This is a genomic window from Vibrio sp. SCSIO 43153 (genome assembly GCF_023716625.1).
GTDB lineage: Bacteria > Pseudomonadota > Gammaproteobacteria > Enterobacterales > Vibrionaceae > Vibrio > Vibrio rotiferianus.
Genome location: NZ_CP071856.1, coordinates 1,625,701 through 1,647,558 on the forward strand (window position 1 = coordinate 1,625,701; position 21,858 = coordinate 1,647,558).

The 21,858-nt window shown below is 45.5% G+C and carries 18 protein-coding genes; 8 read left to right on the forward strand and 10 right to left on the reverse strand.

Features of this window, described 5'->3' with window-relative positions:
• Window positions 1-17: 17 nt before the first annotated feature.
• From J4N37_RS23580 to moeA, 5 genes are all read right to left on the reverse strand, one after another.
• Window positions 18-851 (reverse strand): sulfurtransferase, encoded by an 834-nt coding sequence (locus J4N37_RS23580; RefSeq protein ID WP_252042553.1) that lies wholly within the window; start codon window positions 849-851, stop codon window positions 18-20.
• Window positions 852-1,307: 456 nt separating this feature from the next.
• Complete coding sequence (locus J4N37_RS23585) at window positions 1,308-1,739, reverse strand: hypothetical protein (RefSeq protein ID WP_252042554.1); 432 nt, start codon at window positions 1,737-1,739, stop codon at window positions 1,308-1,310.
• An 11-nt stretch (window positions 1,740-1,750) separates the two neighbouring features.
• Window positions 1,751-3,865 carry an LruC domain-containing protein gene (locus J4N37_RS23590; RefSeq protein ID WP_045394493.1) on the reverse strand — a complete coding sequence of 705 codons (2,115 nt, stop codon included), beginning with the start codon at window positions 3,863-3,865 and terminating at the stop codon, window positions 1,751-1,753.
• A gap of 206 nt (window positions 3,866-4,071) precedes the next feature.
• Window positions 4,072-4,821, reverse strand: coding sequence for a molybdopterin-synthase adenylyltransferase MoeB (gene moeB, locus J4N37_RS23595; protein WP_252042555.1), 750 nt, complete (start codon window positions 4,819-4,821; stop codon window positions 4,072-4,074).
• Between the two features lie 9 nt (window positions 4,822-4,830).
• Window positions 4,831-6,066, reverse strand: coding sequence for a molybdopterin molybdotransferase MoeA (gene moeA / locus J4N37_RS23600; protein ID WP_252042556.1), 1,236 nt, complete (start codon window positions 6,064-6,066; stop codon window positions 4,831-4,833).
• A 286-nt stretch (window positions 6,067-6,352) separates the two neighbouring features.
• Here moeA and folE point away from each other — a divergent pair, with 286 nt between their 5' ends.
• Window positions 6,353-7,006 carry a GTP cyclohydrolase I FolE gene (folE, locus tag J4N37_RS23605; protein ID WP_005373478.1) on the forward strand — a complete coding sequence of 218 codons (654 nt, stop codon included), beginning with the start codon at window positions 6,353-6,355 and terminating at the stop codon, window positions 7,004-7,006.
• Between the two features lie 275 nt (window positions 7,007-7,281).
• Window positions 7,282-8,523 (forward strand): NRAMP family divalent metal transporter, encoded by a 1,242-nt coding sequence (locus tag J4N37_RS23610; protein WP_252042558.1) that lies wholly within the window; start codon window positions 7,282-7,284, stop codon window positions 8,521-8,523.
• Between the two features lie 50 nt (window positions 8,524-8,573).
• On the opposite strand, the gene J4N37_RS23615 is transcribed toward J4N37_RS23610, so the two are convergent.
• On the reverse strand, window positions 8,574-9,539 hold the full coding sequence (locus J4N37_RS23615) for a TDT family transporter (protein WP_503048368.1): 966 nt from the start codon (window positions 9,537-9,539) through the stop codon (window positions 8,574-8,576).
• A gap of 211 nt (window positions 9,540-9,750) precedes the next feature.
• Entirely contained in the window at window positions 9,751-11,157 is a 1,407-nt protein-coding gene (clcA, locus tag J4N37_RS23620) for a H(+)/Cl(-) exchange transporter ClcA (RefSeq protein WP_010452523.1), read from the reverse strand.
• A 632-nt stretch (window positions 11,158-11,789) separates the two neighbouring features.
• On the opposite strand from clcA, the gene J4N37_RS23625 reads away from it, so the two are divergent.
• The gene (locus J4N37_RS23625; RefSeq protein WP_252042560.1) at window positions 11,790-12,395 is read left to right on the forward strand and encodes a hypothetical protein; all 606 of its coding nucleotides are present in this window, start codon (window positions 11,790-11,792) and stop codon (window positions 12,393-12,395) included.
• Here the strand turns inward: J4N37_RS23625 and J4N37_RS23630 are convergent.
• Window positions 12,392-12,811, reverse strand: coding sequence for a helix-turn-helix domain-containing protein (locus J4N37_RS23630; RefSeq protein ID WP_045394480.1), 420 nt, complete (start codon window positions 12,809-12,811; stop codon window positions 12,392-12,394). The genes J4N37_RS23625 and J4N37_RS23630 overlap by 4 nt on opposite strands.
• 96 nt (window positions 12,812-12,907) lie before the next feature.
• On the opposite strand from J4N37_RS23630, the gene J4N37_RS23635 reads away from it, so the two are divergent.
• A complete protein-coding gene (locus J4N37_RS23635) occupies window positions 12,908-13,816 on the forward strand; it encodes an aldo/keto reductase (protein ID WP_138941131.1) in 909 nt (302 codons plus the stop codon).
• 49 nt (window positions 13,817-13,865) lie between these two features.
• On the opposite strand, the gene J4N37_RS23640 is transcribed toward J4N37_RS23635, so the two are convergent.
• Entirely contained in the window at window positions 13,866-14,039 is a 174-nt protein-coding gene (locus J4N37_RS23640) for an RNA helicase (RefSeq protein ID WP_252042562.1), read from the reverse strand.
• Between the two features lie 256 nt (window positions 14,040-14,295).
• On the opposite strand from J4N37_RS23640, the gene J4N37_RS23645 reads away from it, so the two are divergent.
• Window positions 14,296-15,150, forward strand: a complete 855-nt coding sequence (locus J4N37_RS23645) for a DUF6279 family lipoprotein (protein ID WP_182026801.1) — start codon at window positions 14,296-14,298, stop codon at window positions 15,148-15,150.
• Window positions 15,151-15,315: 165 nt separating this feature from the next.
• The gene (pepT, locus tag J4N37_RS23650) at window positions 15,316-16,545 is read left to right on the forward strand and encodes a peptidase T (RefSeq protein WP_252042563.1); all 1,230 of its coding nucleotides are present in this window, start codon (window positions 15,316-15,318) and stop codon (window positions 16,543-16,545) included.
• 123 nt (window positions 16,546-16,668) lie between these two features.
• On the opposite strand, the gene J4N37_RS23655 is transcribed toward pepT, so the two are convergent.
• Window positions 16,669-17,127, reverse strand: a complete 459-nt coding sequence (locus tag J4N37_RS23655; RefSeq protein WP_005435882.1) for a dCMP deaminase family protein — start codon at window positions 17,125-17,127, stop codon at window positions 16,669-16,671.
• A 350-nt stretch (window positions 17,128-17,477) separates the two neighbouring features.
• Between J4N37_RS23655 and vmeY the strand changes: the two genes are divergently transcribed.
• Both vmeY and vmeZ read left to right on the forward strand, forming a co-directional pair.
• Entirely contained in the window at window positions 17,478-18,605 is a 1,128-nt protein-coding gene (gene vmeY, locus J4N37_RS23660) for a multidrug efflux RND transporter periplasmic adaptor subunit VmeY (protein ID WP_252042564.1), read from the forward strand.
• 8 nt (window positions 18,606-18,613) lie between these two features.
• On the forward strand, window positions 18,614-21,766 hold the full coding sequence (gene vmeZ, locus J4N37_RS23665) for a multidrug efflux RND transporter permease subunit VmeZ (RefSeq protein ID WP_252042566.1): 3,153 nt from the start codon (window positions 18,614-18,616) through the stop codon (window positions 21,764-21,766).
• Window positions 21,767-21,858: the final 92 nt, after the last annotated feature.

Consider the following 21,858-nt stretch of genomic DNA (forward strand, 5'->3'; position numbering starts at 1 on the left):
ATTACTTCTTAGTTATCTTATTCGCATTTAATTGGCAGTGAGGTGTCTGCGCCCCATTCTGTCCATGACCCATCGTATATGGAGAGGCTACGAAACCCTATTTCGTGAGCAGCAAGCAATAGAATGCATGCAGTTACGCCAGACCCACAACTGAACACCAGTGGCTTATCAGCATCTAAATCTAAATCCGCATATGCATCTCTAAGATCTTCAAGCGGTTTAAAAGCCCCATTATTGAGTAGGCGACCAAACGGCAAATTTATTGAATATGGTATGTGACCACTACGTAAACCTTCTCTTGGTTCAGGCACTTCCCCATAAAAACGAGCTTTAGATCGCGCGTCTAGAATATTGGCAGATTGATCTGTTGAAAATTTGAGTACCTCTGCAGCGGAGATAAATGCAGATGCGTTGTTTTTGGCCAAAAAACTTCCACCACCTTGCGGTTCATTAAGTTTTTCAACGGTTTCAAACCCTGCTTCAATCCAAGCGGGTAAACCTCCGTTCAACACTAATACATTTGTTGCCCCCATCGCGGATAACATCCACCATGCTCGAGGTGACGCGAGTGTTCCTGAGTTGTCATAAACAACGATACAATCGCTGTTATTTAGCCCTAGCGCTCGAGCTTTTTTTTGAAATACCGTTACGCTGGGCATCATATGAGGTAGGTCTGAATCGAGTGCACAAAACTCATGGTCATAATCAAATCGTATTGAGCCAGCTATCCATTGGTCGGTTATTTTTGGTGCTTCTGAAGGTATCTGGAATGTGATGCTCGCATCTAGGAGTTTTACCGATCTGGTTTCCATTAACTCTTTAAGTTGTATTGCTGAAATCAGATTACTCATTTTGTGAACCTATCTTTTTTACGGGGCAGTGAGATTATATGAATGTATTCGTAACTATTCGTATCGGCAGCTTAGAAACTTGAAATGCGTAGCAGAAATTAGTGTAGACGTTACTTCGAATGAGGCATTGGCACCTACAGGGCAGTCTGAGGATGGTGGTACAGATACTCTTTGCTGACCATATTGTTCGGATCGCACAACTAAGTATCGCCTGTGACCGTCGAGAGATTGCGTCAAAGTATTACTTTCTACCGTCATCGTTACTATACTTTGCTCACTTTCTGACTTGCTAAGCAGTAAAAACACTAGCAATACAACGGTTAATCCCAGAAACGAATAAATGTATATCTTTGCGTTATCCATTTACGTCCTTGCTTTTTTAACACCTATTTGTTTTACAATAAAAAAAGCACACTATCAAAGAGATAATGCGCTCCAGTTCAATATTTGAACAATTTAAAGTGCCCAGTTTGTTTCTTCTTTAGTAATGACTTTCTGTAGTGGTTGAGTTTGGTCGAGCAACCAAATTTCTACTAATAACTGTCCTTGGCTATCTGATGTTGAATACCTAAGTTTGGTGGCTCCTTGGTTGAGTGAAGCAGATGCAATAACACTGTTGTAGTCTGCTATATAGCGGTCTGAACCATCACTCTTAAAGTTTGTGTAGATAGTTAAATGAGCTCTTTTAGTCGAATAGTTGCTAATGTCTACCCTTAACGTCCCCTTAACCACTGGGTTATAGTCAAATCCATCAGGCACTTCAAGTTCGTGCATTGTAGGTGCCTTCACAGGAGTTGGCGTAGTCGGTGGTGTTGAGCTACCACCACTGTCACCGCCGCCACATGCGGCCAGTAATAGGATAGTATTTAGAGCAAAATAACGTTTCATATTACGGCCTCCTATGGCGTATAACATTTGCTTGCTTGAGGGAGTTGATGCCAACTTGTTGATTGGGTTCCTCCTGATTCTGCATAACCTGCAAATGAGGGGTAGGCTTCAACAAGATCGACGGTTTCTAGAGGCCATTGCCAGCTTTCTACAATGAGTAGTGCCCAGGGGAGGTTGTTGGCTGTTTTAAAGTAGGTACCTGTAGAAGGGTTGCTAGCATCTACGCCAATGCCGAACAAGTTGTTTCCATCAAACTTTTCTGTAGGGCTTTGATCGGCGAGGTGTACTTCCCACTTACGCCCGGGCTGAAAAGTAATCCCATCTCCGTGATATGTGTTTGGTGTTGCGAATATGAAAGGGTCATACGGCATAGCCTGCAGGCTACTGGTATCCACATCATCATTTAGGTAGATATCTAAAGTGAACGAGAATGTTGTATTATCGTTGCATCCTTCTTGTGTTCGGAAGAACTTACAACTGGATGAAGCATAGTCACTTAAGTTTTCGTGAATAATAAAAATTGCTTCACTGGCGTCATTTTCTAAACCGTTACTGTCTTGAATAACGTCATTGTAAGAGAGCGTTGAGATGGATGAGTTAATATCACTTCTAGATATTCCTGGCAGTCGAAACGCAAAACCGTTGCTATAACTTGCGCCATACGCAGCCAAATCCCCAACAATCTTAATGTTTTTTACTTCGCCGCTTAAACTGGTTTCCTTGATATTAAATTTCATAACGAGATCATTCATATCGTAGTCTGCGGTATACGGCCAGTTATCTTCATAAGCAACAGTCGCGTAGCCACTTGCACTTGGAAAATGCTGAATAGAGTAACCGTTATTGGTAATCGTAATGGGATGATCTTCTACCTCGCCAGATGTCGAACCTCCATCGTAGTTGAGCCCAGTTTGTTGGCTAAAGCGGAAACGGCTCCAACTGTTACCAGCAGTGGCGGTCATGGATACAGTAAATGGCAAGACATTGTTGCCTGGTGATAGAAGCTGGTCAGTGAATACATGTTCGTTTTCATCATCAAAATCACCATCACGATTCCAATCGAACCAAGCGTTCAAATAACCGGAAGTTGACGCGTTCACTGTCACTACAGATCCGACGCCTGGATCAAGAGCGAAGACAAAACCCACACCATCTTCATCTGCAATGCCGACCTTGTTATCGCCTGAAGGTGCGACTTGACCATCAGCGTCGCCGTCTGGCCCTAAAGGGCCCAACCAAGTTACGCCGTCCACTTCGTGGCGGGGGCCATTCGAAGCAAGCGTTGTACTGTAACTATCGGGTGCGTCACCAAAATCGATAGGATCGTCTTCATCAATAACAGGGGCATTTGCACATCGTGCACCATCATTCTGACTTGAGCTTGGTCCGTTTGATACAAACTCAACTGCAGGAACGATACCCGCTGCGATATTGGCTGCGTTGCCTTCCGAAAGGTCAACGCGATAGATTTTGCCATCTTGGTTGCGTGACACGTAATAGTTACCATTTACGTCGAAGTAGCCAGCACCAAATGTGCCTAACTCGCCGGTGTCACCTATCGCAGTCGTACTACCATCCGATGGGTTGAACTGGTATAGAACTCCAGAGTTATTGTCGATGCCGTAAAGGGAACCGTCGCCTGGATGGAATGCAAAGTCGGTTAGGTTCACAGTCGCTGTAGAGCTAATTTTCACGATGCTCAATGTCGCATTTGGATCAGAATCGAGCGGAGAAAGGTCAATAGAAAAAAGTCCTTTGCCTTTGCGGTACAAGTAGTAAACGTGGTTGTAAACGTCACCTACGTAAAATGTGTGGCTTGTTGGCAGGCCTGAAACATCAAGCGTCTCTGCTTGGAAGTCTTGACCAAGACGAACAATCTTTTTGTTTGTGGTGTCGTAGCCGTAGATATAACGGTCGGTGAAGTTAAAGCCAACACCGTTGATGCCCGAAGCCAAACCTGTGTCGTCCTCTAAAAGAGTCGTTGAACCTGTAACCAAATTGACGCCATAGATTTGAACGGGGGTTGATTGAAATAGGTATGCTTTGCTTGGGCATGTGTCAAATGGCGCCGCTTGTGCATAAGCGCTCACTATTAGAGACCCAAGTAGTAGTGATGTCCTTTCCATAATTCGCCCTCTCATTGGTTTGTGATATATGCAATGAAAGGAATGTGCCATGTTTTAAAGTTATGATTTTAAACGAATTGTTTTTGAAGTGAGAAGGGGTTTTATTTATGATTGTCAAAATGAGAAAAAGCCCAACTCGGTGTTGGGCTTTTTGGGAGTGATTTGAAGTGTATACCCAAGCATCTTGGGGTGACTTGGGTATAGAACTAACCGCAAACCGGACAGGTTGGCATTTTCATCAGATTCATTTCTCGCCAAGACATGCTGAGCGCATCCAAAATCAGGATTTTACCTTTCTTTGGTTGCCCGTAGTTAGCAATCACTTTAATCGCTTCCATCGCTTGGACTGCACCGACAATACCGACAACAGGCGCCATTACTCCAGCTTCAACGCAACTTAGTGCACCGCTGCCAAACAAGGCACTCAGGCACTGATAACATGGTTGCGCTGGGTCATCGTAAGTAAACACGCTTACTTGCCCCTCCATGCGAATGGCCGCACCTGAAATCAGCGGTGTTTTGGTCGCAAAACATAGGCGGTTAAGTTGATTGCGCGTATCGACGTTATCTGATGCATCGACAACAATAGTGTGTTGCTTAATTAGGCTCTCTAACGCTGTATCATCAAGACGTTTTGCGATGGTATCTACAATGATGTGCGGGTTAAGCTCGCGCAGTGCATCGGCCGCCGAGTCTACTTTCTTACGACCAATATCCGCATCGTGATGCAGCACTTGGCGCTGAAGGTTAGACAACTCGACGATATCATCATCAATCAGCGTGATTTTACCGACACCAGCAGTGGCCAAATATTGGCTTGATGCACAACCTAAGCCGCCAGCACCAAGCATCAATACTGACGCTTGTTTGAGCGCCTCTTGCCCTTCAAAGTCAAATTGACGAAGAATGATCTGGCGGTTGTAACGCAGCATTTCCTGATCGGAAAGAATATCCACAACGATTTCCTAGTATAGGGTTGAGTTGAATAGTTGGATCTGAACCGTTTCACCTACTTCAACACGGCCGCGCTCACGCTCTAACACAACAAAACAGTTCGCTAGGCTCATGGAGCGGAATGCGCCAGAGCTTTGGTTACCGGTTGTTTCAACTACAAACTTGCCATCTTCCAATGTGTAGATACCACGTTGGTAATCGGTACGACCTGGCGCTTTCTTAAAGGCGGTTTTGGTTGTTGCAGGAATAGACTCAGGTGCTTTCAATTCTGTATGGCCTGCAAGTTTTGCCAGCATTGGTTGAACAAGTACGTACATGGTAAGTACAGCAGAAACAGGGTTACCCGGCAGACCACAGAACCAAGCAGTACTTAGCTTGCCAAATGCGAAAGGTTTACCCGGCTTGATTGCTAGCTTCCAGAAGCCAATTTCACCAAGCTCTTCAAGAATGTCCTTGGTGTAATCCGCTTCGCCGACGCTAACACCACCAGAGGTAACAACGACATCAGCCAACGTTTGCGCTTGTTCAAAAGTTGCTTTCAGAGTCTCTGGGCAATCTGGAATGATGCCAAGATCAATCGCCTCACAACCGAAGTTCTCGATAAGCGGCTTAATACCGTAACGGTTGCTGTCGTAGATCTGACCTTCGTCTAATGGTTCGCCTAGTGGTTTAAGTTCATCACCAGTAGAGAAGAAAGCAACTTTCGGTTTACGCACTACCGTCACATGGCTTACACCAAGAGACGCAATCATCGGAATATCGCGAGGTGTTAAACGCGCACCTTGTGCAAGCACGATGTCGCCCTGCTTGATGTCGTCACCTGTTGGGCGGATGTTGTTTTGCAGTTTCACATCAGTTTGGTTGAACTGAATGCCAGCATCCGTGACTTCTGTGTTTTCTTGCATGATAACGGCGTCGCAACCTTCAGGGATTTTGGCGCCAGTCATGATACGAACACAAGTGCCTTGTGGCCATTCACCTTCAAAAGGTTGTCCTGCAAATGATTTACCTGCTAGAGGCAATACAGAAGACGACTCAAGATCTTGAATGCGAATTGCGTAACCATCCATTGCTGAGTTATCGAATGGCGGTACGTGAATAGGAGACAAGATGTCTTCCGCCAGTACAAAACCGAGTGCTTCAGCAAGTGGAAGAGAAAGCGTAGTTTGGATAGGTTTGATTCGCGATAGCATTTTGTCCATCGCTTCTTCAATTGGCATCAAGCCAGGTGCGTCGCAGCAGCCCATTGAGAAAATCCTGTGTTCTTTTGTTTTGTGGCAACTTTACCATAAAAAGGGGACTGAGTAAGAATGTCCACCTATAAAATATGGGTGTAATTATTCAAAAATCCGAGTATCCTTGTCAGCCATCCGAAAGGGGTAAAAAACCTGCGGAGCTCAAGAAAATCAGCTCAGTACCTACATTTGATGTGCCTTGGTGTGAAGACACGAACTGAGCAGCGCAAAGCGAAAAGTATGAATGCAATTTTGATTGGGTTCGTATCAAAGCGGAAGTAACAAAAGAGGAAGTGGAATGTCAGGTCTTAGCGAGTCAGCGAAGTTAGTAAAAGAAGCGCTAGAGCAACGCGGTTTGGAAACGCCAATGCGTCCAAACAACGTAAGTCGTGAAGAGAAGAAAGAGAAGATCGAGCACCATATGCGTGAGATCTTAGGTCTACTTCAACTTGACCTTACTGACGATAGTTTAGAGGAAACGCCGCATCGTATCGCTAAGATGTACGTGGACGAAATCTTCTCTGGTCTGGATTACTCCAACTTCCCTAAAATTACTGTGATCGAAAACAAGATGAACGTAAGTGAGATGGTTCGTGTGAAAGACATCACGGTGACCAGTACCTGTGAGCACCACCTTGTGACGATCGATGGCAAAGCTGCCGTAGCGTACATCCCGCGTGGTAAAATCATTGGTTTATCGAAGATCAACCGTATTGTTCGCTTCTTCGCACAGCGTCCACAAGTGCAAGAGCGTATGACTCAGCAAATTCTTGTAGCACTTCAAACGTTACTTGAGTCCGATGATGTGGCAGTGACGATCGACGCAACCCACTACTGTGTGAAATCTCGCGGTGTGATGGATGCAACTAGCGAAACGACAACAACAGCATTGGGCGGTATTTTCAAAAGCAACCCAGCGACACGTGCTGAGTTTCTCCACGGTTTACGTTAAGTAACTAAGCAAGTTTCTAAGAGGATGGCAAACGCCATCCTTTTTTGTATCTATCTGAAAGTCATAGATAAGACGGACTGGAGACGACAAAAATCATTTATCGAACTTCGTATTGACAGTTATCTGAGTTACCCTTAATATCCGCGCCCAGCAAACGGTTGCGAGGGCTTTCTCTCTTATTTGATTTGCTTGTCTGAATCTTCAAGTTCAGCTGATCTCGGTCAGTTGTCTTTCTTTTTTCTAATAATAGAAAGGCAACAATATTGAGATTTGGCATGACCACACAAACTACCATTCAATCTTCTATTCCGACCTCTATCCAATCCTCGGAAAATAGCTGGCAAAAGAAAGCAATTCTTAGCGTAGCGTTCCTAATGGCGACAACCTCTGTTGGTCCTGGCTTTTTAACTCAGACAGCGGTCTTCACCAACATCTACAAAATCGATATGGCATTCCCTGTATTTGCATCCATGTTTATCACGTTTGGTATCGTGATGAACTTGTGGCGCATCGTGGGTGTGTCTGGTATGCGCATTCAAGACATTGCCAACAAAGTCGCTCCGGGGATGGGCTATGTGGTGGGCATTCTGCTGGCACTTGGTGCGGTTGCATTTAACTTCGGTAACGTCAGTGGTTCTGCGCTCGGTATTAATGTGCTAACGGGTGTGGATACGACTTGGGGAGCTCTCTTCACAGGCGTGGTCGGTTGTTTGCTGTTTGTGGTGCACAACGCTTCTAAGCGAATGGACCAAATGGCACGCTACCTCGGCTTGTTTATGATCATCTTAATTGCGTATGTCGCGATGACCAGTTTACCGCCAATGGGGGAGACCTTGAGCGCAGCGGTGATGCCGACAGATATTGGTAGCTTACTGCTGCCAACGTTAACCATTGTGGGTGGCGCAGTTGGTGGCTACTACACGGGTGCACAACGCTTGGTTGATATCGGCTTGCAAGGTAAAGATAACGTACCCGCTATTAAAACAGCAGCATGGGCAGGTATTTCCATTGCCGTGGTGATTCGTATTCTGTTGTTTATGGCAGTGTTCGGTGTGATTGCAACAGGCGCCACCTTGGATTCTACAAACCCAGCCGCAGACGCGTTCCGTCAAGGAGCTGGTGAAGTAGGTTACTTTATCTTTGGTTTGGTATTGTTTGTTGCTTCGATTACCTCGGTTGTGGGTAACTCGTACATGGCGATTTCCCTTATCAAAACACTCTTCCCTATCGTGGCTCGCAACGAGAAAGCGTGGTGTGTTGGCTTCATTATCATCACGTCTCTTGGCACAGTGACCATGAACATGCCGATTCTACTGCTTATGCTGGCTGGCCTAGTTAACAGTATCATTCTGCCAATCGTTTTAGGTATGATGCTGGTGGCGACACGCAGAAAGGACATCGTTGGCGACTACAAACACCCGGCCTATCTAACGCTGACAGGGATTGCGATTGTGGTGGTAATGGCAGCGTCAAGCGTGACCAACATCAGCAACTTTATGGCAAAGTTCATCGGGTAACGTTGCTCGCTTAAGACAAAAGAAAACGACCTCGCAGTGAGGTCGTTTTTTTATGTTTGTTTTGAAGGCGTTTTTACCAGTTCTGGCCAGTACATTTTGACATAACCAGCAGACACCCAGACTACGAGCACAGTGGCAATGCTTAATTCAAGAAATCCAAAATCGTGCAACCAATGCCAATGGGGATGAGATTCGGCAAAAAAAGTGGTGAGACGATGCATAGCAATAGCACTAATTACGGAAGGGAAGGTCACGGCCGCAATAGACGGCTGGAACTTCAAACGCATTAACCGGAAGTAACACAGGTAAATCAGCAACGTCATGGTGATTGCGATGCCTGCCAATGCGCCTGTCAGAATCGGGTCGGGTTGAGCGAAGTTGACTAGGTAGGCTGCCAGAGAAAGGTTCACAGGAGCTGCCATGATCGCCAATGTTGGGCGAGCACGGCGCGGTAGGGAGCCAAAGAACACCAAGCGATATAACACCAATGGCAACATGAAGAAGTAAATACCGATACACATCATAGCCAAAGTTTCTGAAAACACATTGTGTCCAAATTGAGAGCCTGCAAGAGAAGAGCTGATCAAGCCTACTGGGTACAAAAACCAACTTGGCACGATGTTCGACATCTTGAAGTTCATGATCTGAAACCCAAAGAACAACACCATCATAGTGAAGTGCAGTAACACTGCGATAAACCACAACGGGTATGCGATGATTGGTGTCACCACCGCAAGATAGTCACATAACATGAGTAAAGCCATGCTCATTGGCGCCATTAAGCTACCGCTCAGTGGGTGTTTGATGTCCGCCATAAACAGGCGAGGACTAGTGGCGTATTTGAGCAGAACCGGAGTAAGAAGCACTGCTCCGAGTGCAGCAAGGAATGGCCTTATTGGTTCTCCAATCTCTGGAATGTACAAAGCCCAAGCTTGTCCAAGCCCTATCATGCCAAGTGCTAAAGCCGCTTGTGATGGCGGAACACTATAAAACTGCACAAGTCTTTTCCAGTTCAAAATGACTCCAGAAATGGGTTAACTACTCTAATTTGACGCGCGAATACTAACAAGTTTAACGTCTTCTTACCTTTAATTATGATAAGTAAAGTTCAGAGATTGGGAGTTTTGTGAGTTTGGTAGGGGATTTATGTAGAGAGTTGCAAAAAAGTAGAATTTCCGGCTCCAAACTTATCTTCGTGGTGAAAGATAAGTTGGAGCCGATGTTAACTTAAGCTTGGTTTTCAGGTAGGTCTTGTTGACGTAGTTTGTCATTTTTAAGCGTACGATGTAGCAGCTGGCTGTAAATCGGTTGCCCACCAAGTAACTGCGCCACAATTACCGCGCCTAAGCTGGTAATAATGAGTGGTAGGATCAAGTAGTAGTTATTGGTCATTTCGATAACTAGCAAGATACCCGTAATCGGTGCGCGTACCGTTGCCGCGAACAATGCTCCCATGCCTGCAATCGCGAAGACGCCTGGTTCGATGGTCAACGATGGTAGCAGCATGTCAGCACTGGCTCCGAATGCATAACCAAATAGAGTCCCAAGAGCCAGCATTGGAGCGAAGATACCGCCTGGCGCGCCAGAGCCGAAACAAAGCAGGGTGGTAATAACACGGCCAACAAACAGCATGACTAAAATTGATACAGAGTAGTTGCCGTTAGTAATGTCCGGAATAAGACCGATGCCACCACCTGTTAGCTGAGGCACATAAAGAAGAAGCAAACCAAACACGCCACCCAAAATCGTACCTGTGATTAAGTAACGTTTACGGTCGTTCTTGTGCAAAGCGACAAAACTGTCTTGGGCGATAGTGATCAGTTTATTGAAGAGTACACCAAATACACCAAACAAAGAGCCCAACAGAAGAAACAACCATAGTGACTGCAATTCTGGAGACTGGTATTGCGGCATGGTGATAACGGCTTCTTGACCATTGATCGCGCGGAATACAATGTTTGCCATAATAGCCGAGATGATCACTGCACGGATTGAAATCAAAGAGTAGCGAAATTGGGGGCGCATCTCCTCAACCACAAACATGATACCTGCTAACGGCGCATTAAATGCAGCGGCCAAGCCTCCGGCAGCACCAGATGCCAATAGAGAGTGTCGAGTATCATCGTCCTTAACGCGGAAAATGTCGGTAACCATTCGACCAACGGCACCGCCCATTTGTACTGTCGGCCCCTCACGACCTAAAACCATACCCGAGCCTAGTGCTCCCATACCGCCAAAAAACTTTACGGGTATTACTCGCCACCAGCGAACCGGACGAATATTGTCCATTGCCCCTTCGATTTCTGGAATGCCTGAACCTGATGCTTCTGGAGCGAAACGGTGTACAAGGTAGTAACCGATGAAAGCTAATGCGCCACTGATCAAGATTGCGGCTAACCAAAGTGGAAGCACACTACCGATTTCGCTTTTAAGCCACTCAGTACGAGTTTCAGATACAAAGTGAACAGCAATTTCAAAGTAAGTACCGACGAGACCAGCTAAAGTACCAACGATGGCTGCCATGAAGAGAACGGAAAATGAAGTGGGTGTGGACCCTCGAGAGACAAACTGGTTAATCGCATCTTTCGGTACGTGCGCTAACACAGATTTCACAATTCTCTCGCGTTTGGTCATTAACAGATTCTCCTGATAGCATGATTTGGAAGGACGAAAGAAATTATACGCTCACGAGAGTCTAGACCTAATCAGTAAAGATGCAATTTAGCTTTCCACTATTGAGCAGTTCCAGTATCACCTATGCAAATATTGGTAAATATTGTGCTATCGATCCCATATATTTCGATATTTATTTATTTGGAAACTTGTTTTCTGAGAAAAATGAACCATGCTTTAAGTGTAAAGCAACATGACTGCTTCAAAGGAGGGATGTGAGGTTTTACACACAATTTGGATGGATTCAAACCCTACAGAAATTCCTCGTATTATGGTCGGGAAGCATCAGTAGAATTCCCAACTCGCATACTCACGATTGAGTCACGAGGCAGAGGCGCACGCACAAGTGCGCCTTTTTAATGTCCGCTCACAATAGCCGAACCCTCCGGACAGCGTTTGTTGGACATTTCTACTGCGTTATCGACTTCTCATGTAGGCTCGCTACACAGCAAAGTCTCTTCCTTGTATAAATACCCAACAATTCGCTGCAAAAGTCAGCTCGAAAGGTCAACAGACCCTAAAAGATTCGTGCGGATTAGATGGTCCGCTTTTTTTGTATTAAAAACTCGACCTCTTTTCTTGCATCTTGAGCGATGCGCATTAACTATAGGGTTTTCAAGTTATCATCAAGGCCGTTAATGCCACGTATTCCTCTTTTTATACTTCTCTCTTTTGGCCTATTCGCCAAGATCGTACATGGTCAAGATTTATGGTGGCAAACCATCCTATCTGATGCCCCAATTTCTCAAGTTAAGCAAGTTATAGAGGATGGCGGTATTTGGTATGACTGTGAAGTGCATCAGCAAGGCGTGGTGTTCTGTTTGGATGATTTTCACTATTACCATCAACCTCTCTATGGTGAGGCGACTTTAACAGGAGAAGAAATTCGCTTTTCCTTTTTGACAGACTATCAGGCACAGAATTTAAATGAATTGATTCTCAATTTGAGAAAAGATGGGCTGGTACTAACACGAGTTGAAATTCAAGGTGAGCGATATGATGTCAAAGAGCGTTTGAAGAACAATTTATCTCGTACGGTAGACAAAGAGCTTATTCTCTTTATCAACCGTTATTCGCAGAAAGCGCTACGCAGCATGAGTTGGGTTTTAGCTGACGAGTTTGATGCTCCAAAGCCAAGATTAGCAGTTACATTAAACAGCGATGGCGAGATGATTGAGCTAAAGGTTATTCGTTTCTAAACCGAAGAAACTGCAGTTTTGTTTTCGTGGTGTAGAGCGAGAAACGTTGCCATCGCAGATTCATCCAAAAAACCATCTGACTTTTTATGTGCGCGCAGATACTGATAACCCGCAACCAATTTGCGGTGTTGCGATTCTTCTGCCTCAGAAATCATTCCGTTCATCACATGTTGGTAGGCCAGTTTGTAAGCCTCCATATCTACGACTTCTGCTTGGCGGTATAAGTAGCCACAGCCAGTCGCTAGCCACTCTAGTGAACAGTTTGCGCGCATCGCGATTTGGTTAGCTTTGGTTAAACTTGGTTCGCTTCCTTTAAGGTATTTTCGGATTAAAGCTTCGGATACATCGACGCGTCGCGCGAAACCGCTGACACTTTCTTCACCAATCAGGGTGGCGAGTCGTTGGGCAAAAGACATATTTCGTACTCCAGTTCGAATTGCGAAAGTTTACCCGTTGAGTGAACGGTTAAACAAGTCTAGGATGAAATCAGATTAAGAAAAGGAGAGAAACCCATGGTTGCAAAAGTAGTGACTGCACCAAACGGTCCAGAGTTTTCTGAGCTGGTTCAAGGATATTGGCGTGCAGTAGATTGGAGTATGACGGCGCAAGAACGTTTGTCATTCCTAAAGCAACACATTGAGTTAGGTATTACGACTGTCGATCACGCTGACATCTACGGTAACTATGAATGTGAAGCGCTGTTTGGTGAAGCATTAGCACTGGACAAAAGCGTCCGTGAGCAAATTCAGATCGTGACCAAATGCGACATCAACTTGTGTGGCGATAAAACGCCAGAGCGTAAGATAAACCATTACGACACCAGTGCTGCGCATATCTACCAATCAGTAAATAACTCGCTTGAGCGTTTGAATGTTGATGAAATTGATGTGCTCTTGATTCACCGTCCTGACGTTCTGATGGATGCAGATGAAGTCGCAGAAGCATTTTCAGAGTTACATAAAGTCGGTAAGGTGAAACACTTTGGTGTATCTAACTTCACACCTCGTCAATTTGAACTTTTGCAATCGCGTTTGGGCAAGCCACTTGTTACTAATCAAGTGGAAATCAATCCTCTGAACTTCGAAGTTGCGCATGACGGTACACTAGACCAGATGCAAACTTTACGTGTGCGCCCTATGGCTTGGTCATGCTTAGGTGGCGGTTCAATTTTTACGGGGGACACAGAGCAAGCCGTTCGTGTTCGTAATGAGTTAGAAACCATTCGTGAAGAAGTCGGTGCGAATAGTATTGATGAAGTGATTTACGCGTGGGTACGCCGATTACCTTCGAAGCCTATGCCTATTATCGGTTCTGGTAAGATCGAACGAGTTCACTCGGCAGTCAATGCGCTCAATATCGAATTGACGCGTGAACAGTGGTACCGCGTTTGGGTCGCTTCAAAAGGACATGGTGTGCCATAGGCTTCCCACTATCAAAAAGCCAGCGTTACGCTGGCTTTTTGATATACACTTACTCATCCGGGCGGATAGAATATAAGTCGCTATTGTGCTTCCCGCAATACAAATAGTATTCATGTGCAGCTTTTTTGTTGTCCGCTACCACTCTCATACTATGTATCTTTCCTTGTTCGAAGTAACGAATCTCATACTCAACACTGGTGTCCAGTTGCTCAGCAGCAGTCATGGTACTCCTCCATAAACTAACTTAATGTATTTTAAGCAATATATATGCCAAGTAAGTGCATCATTTCCTGAAGCATTTCGCTTAATTTTTGAATTTATATCTGATGATTATCGTACAATTGTGAACGAAACGTTAATTTTAAACTCTATACTTATATGCTGCGGCAAACGAACTTGCCACTTTGCCGATTAATTGCCACTTAATTGACAGTATAGAAGCTAAATTCGGAAAGAGAGAACATGGATGGTTTACAAGTATGATTAGAACTAACAAAACCTGGCTCAGGGTTATATTCGTTATTACTGTCTGCACCTTGTTATTTGGATGCGCAAAAACCTTGTTTTATAAAAATATTGATTGGTTCGTAATCGACTACATTGATGAATATGTATCGCTAGACAGAGAACAAGAGGCAATACTCGAGGATAGGATCAGCCGCTTGGCTGCGTGGCACAAAAGTGAAGAATTACCTCGGTATATAGCGCACCTCAAAGAGTTAGAGTCTTGGAATAAGGACACTCTGTCTATTGATAAGCTCAAAACTAATAGAGAAGCTTTGAAAGAACATTACTCAAGAGTCGTAAACAAAGCGGCCCCGGACTTGTTTTCCCTCAGCTTATTGCTGACAGAAGACCAGCAACAGGAGTTTCTTAAAAATGTTAAGAAAAAATACGATGAAAAAGACGAAAAATACGCAGATAAAACGGAACAAGAAATCCGGAATATAATTTATGAATCAGCACTGGATGCGCTAGAAAACTGGATTGGAACCACGACGAATAAACAGAAACAAATAGCGAAAGTATTAGCCCAAAATGTTGAGCTCAACACCACGGATTGGAGAACATACCGAGCATCAATTTATACTGAGTTAGAGCTATTATTTCAAAGCCAACAAGATAGTTCTACTTATCAAAGAATGTTCATGAATCTTTTGTTTCAGCCAGAGAGCTATTACGGCGTAGAGATGAACAAGAAAATTGAGCGAAACATAGACAAGACTGATGATTTTACTCTAGCGATCGCTCAATCTATGACAGGCAAGCAATGGAAGCATTTCCACAACGAAATCAGAGAGTGGAGGGAGCTAGCAGAAGAGTTAATGCAATAGCGGTCTAGGTTTACCTTAAGACGTTATTCAATGAAAAACTGATTCAAAGCAATTTCTTATTGTGGCAGGGGCGTAACATGGCTCATCTAACTATATTGGATAGAACTCTCGCACAACCTAATGTGTACAGTGCAGTGTTCTTTTCCTAAAACGATGAGAATAATTATGAAGCATTTAGTTGATAGATTTCTTCGCTACGTCACGTTTGATACTCAATCTAACCCCCATGAATCAGCTTGCCCAAGTAGCTGTGGGCAACTGGTGTTTGCGCAGCAACTTAAAAAAGAAATGATTGAGCTTGGCTTAAGCAATGTGACGCTCAGTGACAACGGTTACCTAATGGCAACGCTCCCTTCTAACGTCGATTACGAAGTGCCGGCTATCGGTTTTATTGCGCACATGGATACCGCTCCAGATGCTTCTGGTAAAAACGTGAACCCTCAATTTATCGAAGATTACCAAGGTGGTGATATCGCGCTTGGCTTGGGTGATGAAGTGCTTTCTCCAGTACAGTACCCAGATTTGCACGAGCTTCATGGTCACAACCTAATAACAACAGATGGCACAACACTGCTTGGCGCGGATAACAAAGCTGGCATTGCTGAGATCCTGTCTGCAGTTGCTGTGTTGATTGAGAACCCAGAAATTCCTCATGGTGATATCTGTATCGGCTTCACGCCTGACGAGGAAATCGGTCGTGGTGCAGACTTGTTTGATGTTGAGAAATTCGGTGCTAAATGGGCTTACACCATCGATGGTGGTCCTCAAGGTGAGTTAGAATACGAAAACTTCAATGCAACCAGTGCGGATGTTGTTTTTCATGGCGTAAGCGTGCACCCAGGCACTGCGAAAGGTAAATTGGTTAATGCAATGAACTTGGCGGCTAAATTCCAAGTGCAGATGCCAGAAGATCAAACGCCAGAAACGACAGAGGGCTATGAAGGCTTCTTCCACCTAAAATCTGGTGAACTTGGTGTCGCTCGCAGTGAGCTAGGTTACATCATCCGTGACTTCGACCGTGAAGGTCTGGAAAGCCGTAAAGCCTTTATGCAGAGGCTCGTTGATGACATGAACGCAGGCTTGAAACACGGTTCAGTTGAGTTGAAGTTAACTGACAGCTATTACAACATGCGTGAAATGGTTGAACCATATCCTCATATTATCGACTTAGCGAAGCAAGCGATGGAAGCGTGCGATGTTGAGCCTCTGATTAAGCCAATTCGCGGTGGTACAGACGGTGCACGTTTGTCGTTCATGGGCTTGCCTTGTCCAAACATCTTCACGGGGGGTTACAATTTCCACGGTATCCATGAATTTATTTCAGTGGAAATGATGGAGAAGTCGGTACAAGTGATCGTCAAGATTGCAGAACTAACGGCGAAGAAACACGGTTAATCTTACAACTAGTGAACCTCACCATTCAGATAAACAAAAGCCCAGACACCTGTCTGGGCTTTATCATTTGTTTTTTCGAGCTTTAGGGTTGCCGGAGTGTTCAAACAAAAGCTCAGTGACAACTTAGCGAACGCTTTTCTCTTCGATTTCGCTGATTGGTAGCCAGTTCACTTCCACACCTGCTTGGTCGAACATGTCTTGGCTCACTTGAATCTTGTCGCCCCAGCGAGATAAGAAATCTTCAGATTGTTCAGGACAGCTAACACGCGCAATACCTGTTTGAATGATTTTCGCAGCGCAGTTCGGGCAAGGGAAGTGGGTAACCCAAATATCACAACCGTCTAAATCGCGTTTAGAGAACAAAATCGCGTTCTCTTCCGCGTGCAACGTTTTTAGATACTTCAGTTCACGCTCATCTGTATCCACACTGTCGGAAACACCGTGTGGGTAGCCGTTAAAGCCAACAGAGACAATGCGGTTGTTTTTAGTGATTACCGCGCCAACTTGTGTTGATGGGTCTTTACTCCAAGACGCCACAAGCTCAGCCATTTGGTAAAAACGTTTCTCCCATTTAGAAATCATAGTAATCCTCTCGGTCGAAAGCTTTGAATTACTTGCATGATAACGCATTTTGTTTAAAAAAATAGTCAAATCATACGCTGCGCTGACGAAGTTTTCGTTTTACTAGGTTATCGGCCTATCATTGTGCAAATAATCTCCATTCTCCAACCCACAACATTTACACGACTTTCATTGTGATTCGAGCACAGGATCGCAACAAATATTGCTTGCTAATTACGATGTTTGCGAGTCGTTTCATTGGCTTACACTTTGATACACTTTCCTCGGTTTCCTTTAAAGTTTTCGGACAAAGCACCCTGTAAGGTTAGGGTATTGTCAAACGAATCCTGTTCTATAAAGACGGTATATACATGCAAAAGAAACCACTCGTCGCATTAATGGCGGCAACAGCTATCCTCGCAGGATGCGGAGAAGCAAACAATGCCCAGAAGGGGGGCCAAGCTCCTCTTGTTGTGACTCAAGATGTCACAATTATCGACTACCAGCCGAGCAAATCTTACATCGGTCGCATTGAAGCAGTAGAAGATACAAATATCACGGCACAAGTCTCTGGCTATCTTGAAGCTCGCCATTTTGATGAAGGTCAAATGGTCGAGAAAGGACAACTGCTTTACTCCATCGAGCCTTCTTCTTTTGAAGCGCAAGTGGCGAGTGCAAAAGCGGCCTTGGCTCAAGCTAAAGCTGCTTTGAAGAAAGCGGAACTTGACCACGAACGAGGTAAGAACTTGTTGCCACGCGGCAGTATTTCTCAATCTGAATTTGATGCGTTAACGGCCACTCTTCTTGGCGCGCGTGCCGAGTTGGAAGCAGCAAACGCTCAACTCAAGCTTGCGGAAGTAAACCTTTCTTACACGCAAATTCGTGCGCCATTTAGCGGCCGCATCAGCGACAGTAAAGTAAGTACGGGTGATCTGCTTTCTCCATCTTCTGGCATTCTGACAACGCTTGTTAGCCTAGACCCAGTGCATACCTCATTCAGCGTGAGTGAACGTGAACGTTTAAACCTTGGTATGGACGGTATTAAAGGCGACGGTAGTGCAGAGTCGAGTGGCGTTGAGGTTCAGCTTGAACTGGAAAACGGCGAGTACTTCGAACATCTAGGTCAATTGGACTTTTTAGGTAATCGGATTAATACGCAAACCGGTACGATCGCGATGCGCGCAGTGGTACCAAACCCGGAGCAAAAGCTACTTCCTGGTCAACACATCAAAGTGAACCTTCGCGATAAGAATGCAAAAGACGTCATTGTGATTCCTCGTCGTGCAGTGCAAACGGACCTAGAAGGTGACTTCGCCATGGTGATGGCTGAAGGCAATGTTGCGGAGCGCCGTAACGTTGAGCTTGGTGCGCAAGTAGAGCAGGGTATCATCATCAAAGAAGGTTTGGACAAGGACGACACTGTGATTACACAAGGTCTACAACGTGTACGCAACGGTGTAGAAGTGCGTATTCAATCACCTGCTGAACAGAAACAGTAGGAGGCGTCATGTTAAGTCGTTTCTTTATTCAAAGACCAAAATTCGCACTGGTTATTTCGATCATATTGACGTTGGCAGGTGCCATCTCTTTAGCGATCTTGCCAGTTGCTGAATATCCAAAAATCAGCCCGCCATCGGTGAGCGTGACCGCATTCTACACGGGAGCAAGTGCAGAGGTTGTGGAGCAGGCGATAGCCGACCCAATAGAAACCTCAGTGAACGGCGTTGAAAACATGATTTACATGTCTTCAAAGAGCGCGAATGATGGTTCTTACAGCCTAAACGTAACCTTCGATGTGGGTACTGACCCAGATATGGCGCAGGTTAACGTGCAAAACCGTGTATCACAGATTGAGTCTAAACTGCCTCAAGAAGTGCGCATGGTCGGTGTAACGGTGAAAAAGCGTTCTCCTGACTTGTTGATGGTTTTGAACTTCTACTCACCTGATGGTAAGTACGATGACAAGTTCCTTATCAACTACATCAACCTGAACGTAAAAGACCAGCTGGCGCGTGTTAAAGGTATCAGTGAAGTAAACGTAATCGGCGGTGGTGAATACGCAATGCGTGTTTGGTTAGATCCTGAAAAAATGGCTAACCTGAATCTCACAACAACCGATGTTTACGCGGCACTGGCTGAGCAGAACGTGCAGGTGGCAGCTGGTCGTATTGGTGCTGCGCCATACAATAACCCTCAAGAAGTTCAGTTTAACTTGGTGACCAAAGGTCGTCTTGAGAGCGTGAGCGAGTTTGAGGATGTGGTACTTCGTGCAAATCCAGATGGCTCTACGGTATACCTAAAAGACGTCGCTCGTGTTGAGCTTGGTAAGAAGTTCTACGATGGTAATGGTAAGTTCCGTGGTCAAGACGCGTCGATCGTTGCTCTGTCACTTCAATCGGATGCAAACGCATTGGAAAGTGGTCAAGCGGTTATGGACTTGCTGGAGCGTTTGAGCACTAACTTCCCTGAAGGCATGGCTTACGAGACCAGTTACGATACCACTGTGTTCGTTGCTGAGTCGATCAAGGGCGTAGTGAAGACGTTGATTGAAGCGATCTTGTTGGTAATTGCAGTTACTTACCTGTTCCTTGGTAGTGCGCGCGCAACCTTGATTCCGGTTGTTGCGATTCCTGTATCCCTTATCGGTACATTCGCCATCATGCAGGCAACAGGCTTTACTATAAACACGGTAACTCTGTTTGGTTTGATCCTTGCTATCGGTATCGTGGTAGATGACGCGATTCTGGTTATCGAAAACGTCGATACCACTATGGCGAAAGACCCAACCATTTCACCACGCAAAGCCACTTTGCTGGCGATGAAAGAAGTAACGGGTCCAATCATTACCTCGACCTTGGTTCTATTGGCGGTATTCCTACCAGTAGCTATGCTTCCGGGTATTACTGGCATCATGTACCGTCAGTTCGCATTGACGATCTGTATCTCGGTAGTTATCTCTTCTATTAACGCATTAACGCTGTCTCCAGCACTATGTTCGTTGGTACTGAAGCAGGGTGGCGGCAACACAGCAAACTGGTTCCAAGCGTTCAACCGTGGTCTAGAGCGTGTAACTGCTCGCTACGGTCAGATCGCTGGCTTCTTGGTTAAGAAGTCTATGTTGCTGATTGCCTTCTTCTTCGTCGCGGTTGCTGCAGTAACGTTCTTCGCGAAAACAACCTCAACGGCGTTTGTTCCGCAAGAGGATAAAGGCATCTTGTTGGTGAACGTACAGCTTCCGGATTCGGCGTCACTGTCTCGCACTGAGGAAGTGACTAATGAACTGATGAAGATGGTTGAGCAAGAGCCGGGTGTTGATGGCGTGACGGTTGCGAATGGTTACTCATTCATGACGGGTGCCGCAGCATCAAACGGTGCGTCTCTGTTCATTAAACTGCATGATTGGGACACGCGTAACTCGCTTGGCGGTGAACACGCTGCTAACGCGATTGCCAACCGCATCAACGGCCGTGCTGCGATGGAACTCCCTCAAGCGGTAGTATTCGCGATGGGGCCTCCGGCCGTTCCGGGCATGGGTGCAGCCTCAGGCTTTGAATTTGTACTGGAGGACACGCTAGGTCGTAGCCGTACTGATTTGTCGATGGTAATGGGGGAAATGATTCAGGCTGCTAACCAAGCGCCAGAAATTGCATACACCTTCAGTACCTTCCGTGCAAACGTGCCGCATTACTATGTCGATATTGACCGTGAGAAAGCGCAACAGTTAGGTATTCCACTGTCGTCTATTTTCCAAACATTACAAGGTAATCTTGGCTCACTGTACGTGAACGACTTCACCATGTTTGGTAAAAACTTCCGTGTAACCATGCAAGCGGATAGCCAACATCGCAGCAGCATGGAAGATCTAGAGCGTTTCCATGTTCGTTCTTCGAGCGGCGATATGGTGCCACTGAGTACGCTAGTGAGCTATGAGCAGGTGTTTGAACCAGATGTTGCATGGCGTTATAACATGTACCGCAGTGCCATCATTCAAGGTCAGCCTGCACCGGGTTATTCAAGTGGTGACGCGATTGCAGCAATGGAACGTGTCGCGGCTGAAGTTCTGCCACAAGGTTACACTTACGAGTGGACGGGTATGGCTTACCAAGAAGTATTGGCAGGTAACCAAGCGATTTACGCGTTCGCATTGGCATTGATCTTTATCTACTTGTTCATGGTGGCGCAGTATGAGAGTTGGAGTATTCCTTTGGCGATCATTCTGGTGGTGCCAGTGGCGACGTTAGGTTCCTTCCTCGCATTGAACTTAACCGGAACTCCGCTTAACTTGTACGCTCAGATCGGTCTCGTCCTGCTCATAGCGCTCGCGGCGAAGAACGCAATCCTAATTGTGGAATTCGCCAAGCAAGAGCGTGAAGAGAAAGATGTGGATATCGACAGCGCCGCGGTACAAGGTGGTAAGCTTCGTTTCCGTGCGGTGAACATGACATCATGGTCGTTCATCTTGGGTATCTTCCCATTGATTTTCGCGGCCGGTGCGGGTCATGTGAGTCAGAACTCGTTAGGTATTTCCCTAATTGGCGGTCTGTTGTGTGTGCTTCTGGCGGGTACTTTCCTGATCCCAGGCTTCTACGCACTGGTACAGAGAAAACGTGAGAAAATCCACGGCGGTAGCACCAAGCTTGTTCCTCTTGATGACGAATAAGCACTGAGTTTCCTCAGATAGAAAAAAGCCCGAAGCATTTGAGTGCTTCGGGCTTTTTGTTTTGCTTAAGATTATTTCAATATTGGAAAGGC